This window comes from Serratia sp. LSHTC3, assembly GCF_057197125.1.
This window is the reverse complement of sequence record NZ_JBXUNP010000002.1, coordinates 22,202-34,371: the sequence shown is the minus strand read 5'-3', so window position 1 is coordinate 34,371 and position 12,170 is coordinate 22,202. Positions and strand designations below refer to the sequence as shown.

At 64.3% G+C, this 12,170-nt stretch carries 15 protein-coding genes; 4 read left to right on the top strand and 11 right to left on the bottom strand.

What is annotated here, in order from left to right:
• The first annotated feature begins 14 nt into the window (after nucleotides 1-14).
• On the top strand, nucleotides 15-1,289 hold the full coding sequence (gene bioA / locus AC2CGI_RS07365; protein WP_076740471.1) for an adenosylmethionine--8-amino-7-oxononanoate transaminase: 1,275 nt from the start codon (nucleotides 15-17) through the stop codon (nucleotides 1,287-1,289).
• 4 nt (nucleotides 1,290-1,293) lie between these two features.
• Here bioA and AC2CGI_RS07360 read toward each other — a convergent pair whose 3' ends face one another.
• Entirely contained in the window at nucleotides 1,294-1,695 is a 402-nt protein-coding gene (locus AC2CGI_RS07360; protein ID WP_004939804.1) for a YkvA family protein, read from the bottom strand.
• Between the two features lie 2 nt (nucleotides 1,696-1,697).
• Complete coding sequence (locus AC2CGI_RS07355; protein ID WP_004939805.1) at nucleotides 1,698-1,973, bottom strand: metal/formaldehyde-sensitive transcriptional repressor; 276 nt, start codon at nucleotides 1,971-1,973, stop codon at nucleotides 1,698-1,700.
• A gap of 78 nt (nucleotides 1,974-2,051) precedes the next feature.
• On the opposite strand from AC2CGI_RS07355, the gene dmeF reads away from it, so the two are divergent.
• Both dmeF and AC2CGI_RS07345 read left to right on the top strand, forming a co-directional pair.
• Entirely contained in the window at nucleotides 2,052-3,020 is a 969-nt protein-coding gene (dmeF, locus tag AC2CGI_RS07350; RefSeq protein WP_072062295.1) for a CDF family Co(II)/Ni(II) efflux transporter DmeF, read from the top strand.
• 32 nt (nucleotides 3,021-3,052) lie between these two features.
• Complete coding sequence (locus AC2CGI_RS07345) at nucleotides 3,053-3,535, top strand: kinase inhibitor (RefSeq protein WP_016928694.1); 483 nt, start codon at nucleotides 3,053-3,055, stop codon at nucleotides 3,533-3,535.
• Nucleotides 3,536-3,599: 64 nt separating this feature from the next.
• Here AC2CGI_RS07345 and pgl read toward each other — a convergent pair whose 3' ends face one another.
• Entirely contained in the window at nucleotides 3,600-4,595 is a 996-nt protein-coding gene (pgl, locus tag AC2CGI_RS07340; protein ID WP_076740472.1) for a 6-phosphogluconolactonase, read from the bottom strand.
• A 178-nt stretch (nucleotides 4,596-4,773) separates the two neighbouring features.
• On the opposite strand from pgl, the gene AC2CGI_RS07335 reads away from it, so the two are divergent.
• Nucleotides 4,774-5,592, top strand: coding sequence for a pyridoxal phosphatase (locus AC2CGI_RS07335; protein ID WP_004939809.1), 819 nt, complete (start codon nucleotides 4,774-4,776; stop codon nucleotides 5,590-5,592).
• Nucleotides 5,593-5,623: 31 nt separating this feature from the next.
• Here the strand turns inward: AC2CGI_RS07335 and modC are convergent, their stop codons facing one another.
• The 8 genes from modC to AC2CGI_RS07295 all read right to left on the bottom strand — a co-directional run bounded on the left by modC (nucleotide 5,624) and on the right by AC2CGI_RS07295 (nucleotide 12,169).
• Nucleotides 5,624-6,691 carry a molybdenum ABC transporter ATP-binding protein ModC gene (gene modC / locus AC2CGI_RS07330; RefSeq protein WP_076740474.1) on the bottom strand — a complete coding sequence of 356 codons (1,068 nt, stop codon included), beginning with the start codon at nucleotides 6,689-6,691 and terminating at the stop codon, nucleotides 5,624-5,626.
• Nucleotides 6,692-7,381 carry a molybdate ABC transporter permease subunit gene (gene modB, locus AC2CGI_RS07325; protein ID WP_015377003.1) on the bottom strand — a complete coding sequence of 230 codons (690 nt, stop codon included), beginning with the start codon at nucleotides 7,379-7,381 and terminating at the stop codon, nucleotides 6,692-6,694.
• Nucleotides 7,378-8,151: a molybdate ABC transporter substrate-binding protein gene (gene modA, locus AC2CGI_RS07320; protein WP_015377002.1), complete on the bottom strand. Its 774-nt coding sequence runs from the start codon at nucleotides 8,149-8,151 to the stop codon at nucleotides 7,378-7,380. The genes modB and modA overlap by 4 nt, the downstream gene beginning before the upstream one ends.
• Before the next feature lie 158 nt (nucleotides 8,152-8,309).
• Nucleotides 8,310-8,459 (bottom strand): AcrZ family multidrug efflux pump-associated protein, encoded by a 150-nt coding sequence (locus tag AC2CGI_RS07315; protein ID WP_004939813.1) that lies wholly within the window; start codon nucleotides 8,457-8,459, stop codon nucleotides 8,310-8,312.
• A 145-nt stretch (nucleotides 8,460-8,604) separates the two neighbouring features.
• Complete coding sequence (locus AC2CGI_RS07310; RefSeq protein ID WP_015377001.1) at nucleotides 8,605-9,393, bottom strand: ABC transporter ATP-binding protein; 789 nt, start codon at nucleotides 9,391-9,393, stop codon at nucleotides 8,605-8,607.
• Entirely contained in the window at nucleotides 9,390-10,415 is a 1,026-nt protein-coding gene (locus AC2CGI_RS07305; RefSeq protein ID WP_015377000.1) for a FecCD family ABC transporter permease, read from the bottom strand. Before AC2CGI_RS07305 ends, AC2CGI_RS07310 begins: the two co-directional genes overlap by 4 nt.
• 1 nt (nucleotide 10,416) lies before the next feature.
• Nucleotides 10,417-11,172, bottom strand: coding sequence for a class I SAM-dependent methyltransferase (locus AC2CGI_RS07300; protein WP_015376999.1), 756 nt, complete (start codon nucleotides 11,170-11,172; stop codon nucleotides 10,417-10,419).
• Between the two features lies 1 nt (nucleotide 11,173).
• Nucleotides 11,174-12,169, bottom strand: coding sequence for an ABC transporter substrate-binding protein (locus AC2CGI_RS07295; protein ID WP_076740475.1), 996 nt, complete (start codon nucleotides 12,167-12,169; stop codon nucleotides 11,174-11,176).
• Nucleotide 12,170 lies beyond the last annotated feature (1 nt).

The following is a 12,170-nucleotide window of genomic DNA, read 5'->3' as shown; positions in this document are numbered from 1 at the left end:
TTTGGTTTACAAGTATGTCTGTCACCGCTTCCGACCTGGCGTTTGACCAACGTCATATCTGGCACCCCTACACCTCCATGAGCCGCCCGTTGCCCTGTTACCCGATCGAGTCGGCCAGCGGCGTCGAGCTGCAGCTGGCGGATGGCCGGCGCCTGGTGGACGGCATGTCCTCCTGGTGGGCGGCGATCCACGGTTACAACCATCCGAGTCTGAATCAGGCCGCCAGCCAGCAGTTGGAGAAGATGTCGCACGTGATGTTCGGCGGCATCACCCATCCGGCCGCCATCTCGCTGTGCCGTCGGCTGGTGGAAATGACGCCGGAAGCGCTGCAGTGCGTGTTCCTGGCAGATTCCGGTTCGGTGGCGGTGGAAGTGTCACTGAAGATGGCGCTGCAGTACTGGCAGGCGCGCGGCGAGCGCCGGCAGCGCATCCTCACTCTGCGCCACGGCTATCACGGCGATACCTTCGGCGCGATGTCGGTCTGCGATCCGGACAACTCGATGCACAGCCTCTATCAGGGCTATCTGGCGCCGCACCTGTTCGCCACCGCGCCGCAGTGCCGCTTCGACGAGGAATGGCGCGAAGAAGACATTGCGCCGTTCGCCGCGCTGCTGGAGCAGCACGCCGATGAAGTGGCGGCGGTGATCCTGGAACCGGTGGTGCAAGGCGCCGGCGGCATGCGCATCTACCACCCAACCTACCTCAAGCGGGTGCGCGAGCTGTGCGATCGTCATCAGGTGCTGCTGATCGCCGACGAGATCGCCACCGGCTTCGGCCGCACCGGCAAGCTGTTCGCCTGCGAACACGCGCAGGTGGTGCCGGACATTCTCTGCCTGGGCAAGGCGCTGACCGGCGGTTACATGACCCTTTCCGCCACCCTGACCACCCGCCACGTGGCGGAGACCATCAGTAACGGCGCGGCCGGCTGCTTTATGCACGGGCCGACCTTTATGGGCAATCCGCTGGCCTGCGCCGTGGCGGACGCCAGCCTGGCGCTGCTGGCGGAAAATCGCTGGCAGGCGCAGGTGAGCGCCATCGAGGCCCAGCTGAAACAGGAACTGCTGCCGTTGGCGGCGCTGCCGAAGGTGGCGGACGTGCGGGTGCTGGGGGCGATTGGGGTGGTGGAGATGCGCGAACCGGTGGATGTCGCCGAGCTGCAGCGCGGGTTCGTCGAGCGCGGGGTATGGATCCGGCCGTTCGGCAAGCTGATTTACCTGATGCCGCCTTACATCATCGAAGCGGACCAGCTCAGCCGCCTGACCGCCGCCGTGGCTGCCGCCGCGCGTTAATGCCTTACCAATGCTGGTCGAGATAGCGGGCCAGCAATCCCAGGCACAGCAGCCAGAGTAAAATGATCATCGCCGCCGCCATGCGGCCGGTGGGGTTGTCGACGCGCTGTTGCGCCTTCTCGCGCAGCTCGGCCATCAGCGGCTTGGGGATCAGGCGCACCGCCAGCATGATGCCCAACGGTACGATAATCACGTCGTCTAGATAGCCCAATACCGGAATGAAGTCCGGGATCAGATCGATCGGCGAGATCGCATAGCCGGCCACCAGCAGTGCGATCAGCTTGGCATACCACGGGGTGCGCTTATCACGGGCGGCCAGCCACAGCGCGTAAATATCGCGCTTGATGCCTTTGGCCCAACGGCGCAGCCAGCCGAACCACGGCGTGCGTTTTTTCAGTGAAATCATGATTACTTCATATAAGAACGTAAAACGGTCATCAATTGCTCGATGTCCTGCTCGCGCTGCTGCGGCGTCGCGTCCGCGGCAGCCAGATGTTCGCGCACATGCCCTTCCAGCACCTGCGCCATTAAACCGTTGACCGCGCCGCGCACCGCCGCGATCTGCTGCAGCACAGCAGAACATTCGCCGCCGCTCTCCAGCGCGCGCTCCAGCGCTTCGGCCTGCCCTTTAATGCGGCGCACCCGCGCCAACAGCTTCTTTTGATCTCTGAGGGTATGGCTCATTATTTCCGCCTGATTGTTATTTACTATACTGGGGTATAGTATATTTCAGCACACTACCTTTTGCTGAGGAACTTCACCATGACGTCTCACGCGCCCGCTTTGCACCGCGAGCACAGCCACGTTTTTGACGATGGTAACCCATTGGCCGAAAGAAACACCAGATGGGCGGTGATACTCACCGCCAGTATGATGGTCATCGAGATAGCCGGGGGCTGGCTGTTTAACTCGATGGCATTGCTGGCCGACGGCTGGCACATGAGCTCGCATGCGCTGGCTCTGGGCCTGTCGCTGCTGGCTTACGGCGCCGCACGCCGGTTGGCCAAGGATCGCCGCTTCAGCCTCGGCACCTGGAAGATAGAAGTGCTGACCGGTTACACCAGCGCGGTGTTGTTGGTGCTGGTGGCGGCGCTGATGCTGTTTCAGTCAGCGCAGCGGCTGCTGAATCCCAGCCCGATTCATTATAACGAAGCCATCGCCATCGGTACGATCGGGCTAGCCGTCAACCTGCTCTGCGCCTGGCTGTTGCGCGGCGGCGGCCACCATCACCACCACGGGGATCACCACGATGACCATCATCATGACCTCAACCTGCGCTCCGCCTATATCCACGTCATCGCCGACGCCGCCACCTCGGTGTTGGCCCTCGTCGCGCTGTTCGGCGGCAAGCTTTGGGGCGCCGCCTGGCTCGATCCGTTGATGGGCATCGTCGGCGCGATGATGGTGGCCGCCTGGGCCTATAGCCTGATGCGCGATAGCGGGAAGATTTTGCTGGATGCCGAAATGGACGCCCCCGTGGCGCAAGAGATGCGTCAGACCCTGGCCACCTCCGGCCACTCGCTCACGCTGACAGATTTGCATTTAGGCCGCATCGGCAAAGGAAAATATCATTGCGTCATCGCCCTGAGCAGCGCCGATCGCGCCCTCACCGCCGACAGGATACGTCGACTGTTGGCCGTTCATCCCGAACTGGTGCATGTTACCGTCGAGATCAACCGCCCGCCGCTGGCGCAAGGGGTTGTATTGTTCCACCAAAAAGATCTAGCTTAAGGGCTCTGCTTTTATCGCAACTGGGAGTCATTATGGCTTTTCGTTTGTACAGCAACGATCTGCAGGACGGCGGCACAATGCCGCAGACGCAGGTTTTCAACGGCATGGGCTACCACGGCGATAACCTGTCGCCCCACCTGGCCTGGGACGGCGTGCCCGAGGGCACCAAGAGCTTCGTCGTCACCCTGTACGATCCTGATGCCCCAACCGGCTCCGGCTGGTGGCACTGGGTGGTGGCCAATATCCCGGCCGACGTGCGTGAGCTGCCGCAGGGCGCAGGCTCCGGCAAAGCGCCGCTGCCGAGCGCCGCGCTGCAAACCCGTACCGACTTCGGCTCGGCCGGTTACGGCGGCGCCGCGCCGCCGAATGGCGAAAGCCACCGCTATCAGTTCACCGTGCACGCGCTGGACGTGGAAAGCATCGAGGTGGATGAAGGGTCCAGCGGCGCGCTGGTGGGCTTTAACGTCCATTTCCACAGTCTCGGCAGCGCCACGCTGACGGTGATGTTCAACTGATCCCCCGCCAATAAAAAAGCGCGGTCAACCGCACCGCGCTTTCCACTCGAGTCTGGCTGACTAATTACTTCGCCAGCACGCTTACCCACATAGGGCCTTTGCCCACCGGATAACGCGCCAGCGTAGTCAGCTTACCGCTGGCCTGATCAATTTCATGCACCGCGATGTGATCGGACTTCTGGCCGGACGAAATCACGAAGCGGCCGCTGTGATCGATATTGAAACCGCGCGGCTGCGTTTCGGTCGGATAATAGCCGACCACGCTCAGCGTGCCGCCGTCTTCGGAAACGCTGAAGAGGGTCAGAATGCTGGCGGTGCGATCGCTGGTATACAGGAAGCGGCCGTTCGGCGTGATATGAATGTCCGCCGCCCAGCGGGTGCCGTCGAAATCGCTCGGCATGATGTCCAGCGTTTGCGTCACGCTGTACTTGCCGCCGTTTTCCGAAATGGCCAGCACGTCTACCGTGCCGTTCAGCTCATTGACGCAGTAGGCGAACTTGTCGTTGTGGTGGAACGCCATATGGCGCGGACCGGCGCCGGTAGCGATATCCACCGCGTCCTGCGCGTGCGGCGTCAGTTGGCCCGCCAGGCTCAGGTTGAACAGACGGATGCGGTCTTCTTTCAGACACGGCACCAGCACCAGTTGGTTGGTCGGATCGATGTTCGCCGAGTGCGGCGCATTCAGGCCGTCGATCTGCTGGATCGGCGCCGTGACCACGCCGTCGTGGCCGATCGGGCTGATGCTGGCGCAGTTGCCGCTGTAGGAAGCGGAGAACAGGTAACGCCCCTGCAAATCGGTCGAGATATGGGTCGGGCTGCCCGGCAGCGGCGCCATGCCGGCCTGCTGCAGCGTGCCATCCGCCTCGATGCGGTAGCTGACGATACCGAACGCCGGACGCACGCCGACGTACAGGTGAGTCTTGTCCGGATGAAGGGTCATCGGCTGCACCTGGCCCGGCACGTCAACGGTTTGCAGCAGCGCCAGCGCGCCGGCGTCGTCCAACTGCCAGACGTGGATCTGCTGGCTCTCCGGGCTGGCGACATAAACGATTTGCTTCATGTGTTCTCCTTGCAAAGGGTAAAAGAGGAACCGGTTTCAGGCCGTTCGCTTGCCCCTAGCTTACCGCACATCCGTCGCATGGCAACCCTGCTTAGCACCGGAAGCTCACGCGGTTTTCTCCATAGGCTATCCGGTGTACCATCGGATTAATTTTATGGCTAACGATAACGAGAACCCTATGAGCTACCGCGTCATCGCCCTCGATCTTGACGGCACCCTGTTGGACAACCAAAAACGCATCTTACCGCAGTCGCTGGAAGCGCTGGCGCAGGCGCGCGCCGCCGGCGTCCAGGTGGTGGTGGTCACCGGCCGCCACCACGTCGCCATCCATCCGTTTTACCAGGCGCTGCAGATAGATACCCCGGCCATCTGCTGCAACGGCACCTACCTGTATGATTTTCAGCAGAAAAAGGTGCTGGCCGCCGATCCCTTGGCGAAGGAGCAGGCCAAACAGGTGCTGCAGATGCTCAAACAGACCGACATTCACGGGCTGATGTACGTTGACGACGCCATGCTGTATCAGGAACCGAGCGGCCATGTGATTCGCTCGCTGGCCTGGGCCGAAACCCTGCCGGCGGCGCAGCGCCCGACGCTGCTGCAGGTCGGCAGCCTGACGCAGGCGGCCGACGACGCGCAGGCGATCTGGAAATTCGCCACCTCGCACGCCGATATTCCGGCGCTGCGCGAGTTTGCCGACACGGTGGAAAAAGAGCTGGGGCTGGCGTGCGAATGGTCCTGGCACGATCAGGTGGATATCGCCAAAGGCGGCAACAGCAAAGGCAAACGCCTGCGTCAATGGGTAGAGTCGCAGGGGTTGAGCATGGATCAGGTGGTGGCGTTCGGCGACAACTACAACGACATCAGCATGCTGGAAGCGGTCGGGTTGGGCGTGGCGATGGGCAATGCCGATGACGCCATCAAGGAACGCGCCGATCTGGTGATCGCCGATAACCTGCAGCCGGGTATCGCCGAGGTGATCCGCACCCGCGTGCTGTAATCTTTTCGCCCTCCCGCCGGGAGGGCCTGCCTTAGCGGCTCTCGCGGCTGATAGACACGCTCTTCACCTGCGCATACAGCCACTGCCCGGGGCGGATCGCCAGTTCATCGCGCGCCCAGGGCGTGATGCGCGCCCACAGCACGTGTTCGCCGACCGCCAGTTTCACTTCCACCTGCCCGTCCACGTCCAGACACTCGCTCACCTTGGCCGGCAAGACGTTGCGAATACTGCTGTTGACCGGCGGCTGCAGCACCAGCGAGACGTCGGCGGCGTTGATGCGAATGCGCAGCTGGGTGCCCAGTTCGGCGTCGAGGCCGCTGACCCACAGCCTTTGATCGCCAAGCGCCAGCGCGGTCATGGCATAACGTTGATGATGTTCAATCACGCTGACGCGCAGCACGCTGCTCTGATCTTCACGCTGCAGCCACGGCCGCAGCGCGCTGCTGGCCCAGACTTCTTCCAGCCCGCCGAACGCACGCACCTCGCCGCGATCCAGCACCAACACCTGCTCGGCCAGGCGCAGGATCTCGTCCAGGCTATGGCTGACATAGAGGATGGGAATGTTCACGTCCTGCGCCAACCGCTCCAGATACGGCAGCAGCTCGCGTTTGCGCGGCAGATCGAGCGAGGCCAGCGGTTCGTCCATCAGCAGCAGTTCCGGCGCTGTCAGCAGCGCGCGGCCGATCGCCACCCGCTGTTTTTCACCGCCGGAGAGCGTCAGCGGCAGCCGATTAAGCAGCGGCCCGATGCCCAGCAGCTCGACGATGGTGTTGAACTGCGCGCGCATGCCGGCCGCCATGCCGTACTGCAGGTTGCCGCGCACCCGATAGTGCGGGAACAGGCGCGCATCCTGAAACACATAGCCGATACGGCGCTTTTCCGGCGGCAGGCAGAGGCCGGTGGCGGTATCCGCCAGCGTGCGGCCATTGAGCGCGATACGCCCCTGCTGCAGGCGGGTCAGGCCGCCGATGGCGTTGATCAATGAAGTTTTGCCCGCGCCGGACAGGCCGAAAATCGCGGTGATGCCCTGCGCCGGCAAATCGGCGCGGACGTTGAGATTGAGGTCGCCCAGCTGCTGCGAGAAATCCAGCTCCAGCATTTACACCCCCATCCGTTTGCGGCCCCAGCGGGCCAGCCATTCGGACACCATCAGCGAAGCCAGCGACAGCACGATGGCGATCACGCACAGACGCGCGGCAGCGGCCTCCGCCCCCGGCGTTTCAATCAGCGTATACATCGCCAGCGGAATGGTGCGGGTTTCACCGGGAATGTTGGAGACGAAGGTGATGGTGGCGCCAAACTCCCCCAGCGAACGGGCGAAGGCCAGCACCACACCGACAATGACGCCGGGCAGCGACAGCGGCAGCGTGATGGTGAAAAACACCCGCCACGGATTGGCGCCCAGCGTGCGCGCCGCCTGCTCCAGCCGGGTATCCACCGCCTCCAGCGCCAGCCGGATGGCGCGCACCATCAGCGGAAACGCCACCACCGCCGATGCCAGCGCGGCGCCGCGCCAGCTGAAACTGAAGCTGAAACCAAACCAGTCGTACAGCCACTCGCCGATAACGCCGCGCCGCCCCATGGCGATCAGCAGCAAATAGCCGACCACCACCGGCGGCAGCACCAGCGGCAGGTGAATGACGCCGTCCAGCAGCGCCTTGCCGGGGAAGCGGCAACGCACCAGCACCCAGGCCATCAGAATGCCGAACGGCAGGCTGCAGACCACCGCCAAACCGGAGACTTTCAGGCTCAGCTCAACCGCCTGCCACTCGTACTCACTCAGAATCATTTACGCGGGGTGAATCCATAATGTTCGAAAATAGCGGCCGCTTCCGGGCTCTTCAGATAGGTATAGAAAGCGCTGACCGTCGGATTTTGACGATCTTTCACCATCGCCATCGGATATTCAACCGGTTTGTGGCTGTCTTCCGGGAACACGCCCACCACTTTCACCTTGTCGCTGGCGACCGCGTCGGAGCCGTAGACGATGCCGAGCGGCGCTTCACCGCGCTCCACCAGCGCCATGGCGCTGCGCACATTGTTGGCGCGTGCCAGTTTCGGCTCCAATGCGCTCCAGGCGCCCAGGTGTTCCAGCGCTTCCTTAGCGTAGATGCCGGCCGGCACATGATCCGGATCGCCCACCGCCAGGCGGCCGCCGTTGAGCAGCTTGGCCCAGTCGGTCTGCTTGTCGATGGCGATCTTGTCTTGCTTATCGCTCTTGGCGGCGATCAGCACCAGTTCGTTGCCCAGCAGCGTGTAACGGGTGTCTTTCACCATCTGCTGCTTGTCGATGGCGTAATCCATCCACTGCTGATCGGCGGAGATAAACAGATCGGCCGGAGCGCCCTGCTCAATTTGGCGCGCCAGCGTCGAGGACGACGCAAAGGAGGAAACCACCTGCACGTCCTTGCCTTTTTGATATTGGGTGGCGATGTCCTGCAGCGCGTTGGTCAGCGACGCGGCAGCGAACACGGTGATCTTTTCCGCCGCCGAAGCCTGAGCCACCAGGCCCGATGCCAGAACGATCCCGCCAACCCATTTGGTCCATTGCTGTTTCATTGTTTTTCTCCGCAAGTTAACGTGCATTATCACTCTTCGTTATATAAAAAATAATATAACGTTGCGCGAAAGCTTGTCATGCGGTTTATCGGCAAAGCGTGAGATAACTTGAGGAATGCCCGCCGGGGAATGCCGGCGGGTATCGGGATGGGGAACGGTCAGTGCTGGGTGCGGTTTTCTTTCGAACGGCCCACTTTGGAGAAGACGTTGAACACTTCGCCAAAACCGTAGATCAGGCCGAGAATGAGCGCCATCACCACCGGCACCATCACCACGGCGAACAACAGACTTTTCAATAATTCCAACATGATAGCCTCGCTTAACTGCCCATTGAGCGGCAAATACCTTTCACCGCATATCCGGTTATTCTAACCCAAAAAAATCGATAAAACGGAGTTATTTTAGCCAGCGAGGCGAAATTGTGATCGGCCAAACGTGCCCTTTCAGCCGCCCTCATCCCGGCGCGGGGTAATAGATCAACGGCGGCGCATAGCCGGCGGGCGCCGCCAGCCTGGCCTCCACACCGTATACCGCGCGAATGTTCTCCGGCGTCAGCGCCTGCCGCGGCGCGCCCGCCGCACAGATCCCGCCCCGCTGCAGCAGCGCGATCCGATCGCAATAACAGGCCGCCAGATTAAGATCGTGCAGCGTCACCACCACGCTGAGTTTCAGCCGCCGCAGCAAGGCCATAAACTGCTGTTGATGGGCGATATCCAGATGATTGGCGGGCTCGTCCAGCAGCAGCCACGGCGTTTGCTGCGCCAGCGCGCGCGCCAGATGCACCCGCTGCCGTTCGCCGCCGGACAGCCGCTGCCAATCGCGATCGGCCAGGTGGCTGATGCCCACTTGCTCCATCGCCTGCCCGGCGAGGCGGCGATCCTCGGCGCCGAAACCGCGCCAGCGGCCGGTATGGGCCAGGCGCCCCAGCAGCACCGCCTCCTTCACCGGCAGCGCGAAGGCGCCGGGGGCGGATTGCTCGAGAAAGGCGATGCGCCTGGCGCGCTCCCGCCCGGAAAACGCGGTAATTTCGCGCCCTTCCAGCCAAACGCGGCCCCCGGCGGCGGGCTGCAGCCCGGCCAGCAGCTTGAGCAACGTGGATTTACCGCTGCCGTTGACGCCGAGCACGCCGGTGACCTCACCGGGCAAGGCGCAGAAACTGAGATTTTCCAGCACCGTGCGTGCGCCCGCTCGCCAGCTCACCGCCTCGGCGCACAGGCCGGATCGCGCTTTTTCAATCGTCATGCATTGACCTTCCGATACAGCAACAGCAGGAATACCGGCACCCCCAGCAGTGCGGTCAGCACCCCGACCGGCAGCTCGCGCGGGGCAAACAGCGTTCTGGCCAGCGTGTCCGCCGCCACGGCGAACAGGGCGCCGCACAGCGCGCTGGCCGGCAACAGCAGCCGATGCCGCGAACCGACCAGCCGCCGGGCGACGTGCGGCACCGTCAGCCCGATAAACCCCACCGCGCCGCTGAACGCGACGATCGCCGCCGTCAGCGCGGTGGTCGCCACATACAGCAGCAGCTTCAGCGGGGCCACCGCCACCCCCAGCGAAGCGGCGGTCACGCCGCCAAACGCCAGCGCGTCCAGTTCGCCCGCCCGCAGCCAACAAAGCAGCAGCACCGCCGCCAGCGCCAGCCCGCACAGCCCGACCTGCGGCCAGCGCGCGTCGCTGAACGATCCCAGCAGCCAGAACATCACGCCGCGCGTGGCGTTGGCGTCCGCCTGCCAGAGGGTGATCAGTGAAGTCAGCGCGGAGAGCAGCTGCGTCACCGCCACCCCGGCCAGAATAAACAGCGTGGACTCCCCCTGCAGCGAACGCCCGGCCAGCAGCATCACCAACGCAAACGCCGCCAGCGCGCCGATAAACGCCCCGCCGGACACCGACAGCAGGCCGCCCCCCAGCCCCAACACCAACACCGTCACCGCCCCCACGCCGGCGCCGGAGGAGATCCCCAGCACCCAGGGATCGGCCAGCGGGTTGCGGGTCAGCGACTGCAGCACGGTGCCCGCCAACGCCAGCCCGGCGCCGGCCAGCGCCGCCAACAGCGCGCGCGGCATCCGCAGCGACCAGATGATGCGCTGATACACCTCGGCATCGGACGCTGCGCCGCCGCTGACGCCGAGTACAATGCGCCAGGCGTCGCGCCACGCGATCGGCGCGGGCCCCGACAAGGTGGCGCCCAGCAGGGCCAGCGGCAGCGCCGCCGCCAGCAGCAACAACCAGCCGCCCTCACGGCCGGGCAGTAACCGCCGGCTCATGCTATTTCCAGCCTGCAATCACATAGTCGTCCAACAGCTGCCATACCGTCCCCGCCTCGCTGAAACCGGCCTGTCTGAGGGCCGCGAGCTGGAAATCCACCGGCGTCGGCGGCGGTACCGGGCGGCCGGCGAACAGCGCTTCGCGCTCGGCCTGATAAGCGGCCAAGTCCGGCGATTGCAGCGCGCCGGCGAACCAACGATCCCAATCCTCAACTCCGCTGTCCCAGGCGCGCTGTTGAGTCTGCTCGTCGTGCCGCTCCGCCAACGCTTTCAACCTCGGCTGACGGTGATCACAGCGCTGATGATCGGCATTGAGGAATACGCCGCCGGCGGCCAGCAGCCCGGCGACGTTACGGTACAATGCCAGCTGCTGCTCCGGCATCAGCCAGTGCAGCGCCGTGCTGGACACCGCCGCCTGCGGCGTGGGGCCGGACAGCACGGAAAAACAGGCCGGATCCGCCAGATCGGCCTGCAGGATACGGATCCGATCGCCATACTCCGCCAGCGCGCCGCGCGCCACCGCCAGCAGCAGCGGATCGAGATCGATGGCAGTCACCCTGGCCTGCGGAAAGCGCTGCAAAATACGCAGGCTCAGCGATCCCGGGCCACAGGCCAGATCCAGCACGTGAAAATCCTGGCCGACGGCCAGCGCCAGCACGTCCAGCTGGGCGTTAAAACGCGCTTCGCGTTCGGCGATGTAGGCCGCCTGCTGGCGATCCCAGGAGTCCAGCAGCGAAGAGAATGAAACGGCAGTCATATCAAGGTTCCTTGTTGGAAAGCGTCGGAGCCTGCGGCGACAAGGCCGCCAGGCCCCGAATCAAACGGCCCAGCGCCGCCACGGTGCGGGCGGAAGGGTCCATGTCGTAACCGGGGAGGATCACGTAGCGCCGCTGACGCACGGCGCGCAGCGTCGCGGTCAGCGGGTGATGCTCCAGAAAGGCGATCTTGTCGGCCGCGCTGTCCCCGAAGCCGCCGCGCGGCAGATCGCCAAGCACGATCGCATCCGGATCGCGCGCGGCAATAATCTCCCAGGACACCGTCGGCCACAGCTCGGGCAGATCGCCGAACAGGTTCTCGCTGCCGACGCTGCGGCTCAGCAAGCCTGGCGCGCCGCAGCAGCCGGCCACATAGGGCGTCTGCGCGCCGGCATACCACCACAGCAGCCGCCAATGCGGCAGCTGTGCGCGCTGCGGCTCAAGCGCCCCCAACTGCCCGCGCAGCCGTTCGATCAGCGCTTCACCGGCGCGGCTGACGTTGAAGATACGCGCCAGCTCCCGCAGCTCGGTGAAAATGTCTTCGAACGTCAGCGCGGCGGCGATCGCGCTTTGCTGGCCGCTGCAGGCGCCGGGAGAGAGATAAGTGCCGATGCCCCATTCCGCCAGCCGCGCCCGATCGGGCGTTTCCGGGCTGTGCAGCCAGTAATAGCTGGCCGAATAGACAAAATCCGGCCGCATCAGCAGCAACGCTTCCGCCGTGGGCGGCGCCGGGCTGGCTGGCACCCGCAGCGCCTCGGCCGGCGCCGTCGGCGTGGGATCGCGCGCGCGGTCATACCCGACCACGCCGATCGCACGGCCGGCCAGCCCCAGCGCCAGCAGGTTTTCCAGCGCCGGGTTGGCGTAAACCAGCACCCGCTGCGGCGGCTGCGGGTAATCGCGCGTTACCCCGCAATTGTGCAGGCTGACGGCATCGGCACGCAGCGGCGCGCCCCAGCCCAATCCCAGGACGCACAACAACAGGTAAAGCGAACGTTTCACG

Bases quoted from the DNA above. Each gene is read 5' to 3' on its own strand.
- bioA (WP_076740471.1), top strand. From the start codon at position 15: ATGTCTGTCACCGCTTCCGACCTGGCGTTTGACCAACGTCATATCTGG.
- AC2CGI_RS07360 (WP_004939804.1), bottom strand. From the start codon at position 1,695: ATGATTTCACTGAAAAAACGCACGCCGTGGTTCGGCTGGCTGCGCCGT.
- AC2CGI_RS07355 (WP_004939805.1), bottom strand. From the start codon at position 1,973: ATGAGCCATACCCTCAGAGATCAAAAGAAGCTGTTGGCGCGGGTGCGC.
- dmeF (WP_072062295.1), top strand. From the start codon at position 2,052: ATGACGTCTCACGCGCCCGCTTTGCACCGCGAGCACAGCCACGTTTTT.
- AC2CGI_RS07345 (WP_016928694.1), top strand. From the start codon at position 3,053: ATGGCTTTTCGTTTGTACAGCAACGATCTGCAGGACGGCGGCACAATG.
- pgl (WP_076740472.1), bottom strand. From the start codon at position 4,595: ATGAAGCAAATCGTTTATGTCGCCAGCCCGGAGAGCCAGCAGATCCAC.
- AC2CGI_RS07335 (WP_004939809.1), top strand. From the start codon at position 4,774: ATGAGCTACCGCGTCATCGCCCTCGATCTTGACGGCACCCTGTTGGAC.
- modC (WP_076740474.1), bottom strand. From the start codon at position 6,691: ATGCTGGAGCTGGATTTCTCGCAGCAGCTGGGCGACCTCAATCTCAAC.
- modB (WP_015377003.1), bottom strand. From the start codon at position 7,381: ATGATTCTGAGTGAGTACGAGTGGCAGGCGGTTGAGCTGAGCCTGAAA.
- modA (WP_015377002.1), bottom strand. From the start codon at position 8,151: ATGAAACAGCAATGGACCAAATGGGTTGGCGGGATCGTTCTGGCATCG.
- AC2CGI_RS07315 (WP_004939813.1), bottom strand. From the start codon at position 8,459: ATGTTGGAATTATTGAAAAGTCTGTTGTTCGCCGTGGTGATGGTGCCG.
- AC2CGI_RS07310 (WP_015377001.1), bottom strand. From the start codon at position 9,393: ATGACGATTGAAAAAGCGCGATCCGGCCTGTGCGCCGAGGCGGTGAGC.
- AC2CGI_RS07305 (WP_015377000.1), bottom strand. From the start codon at position 10,415: ATGAGCCGGCGGTTACTGCCCGGCCGTGAGGGCGGCTGGTTGTTGCTG.
- AC2CGI_RS07300 (WP_015376999.1), bottom strand. From the start codon at position 11,172: ATGACTGCCGTTTCATTCTCTTCGCTGCTGGACTCCTGGGATCGCCAG.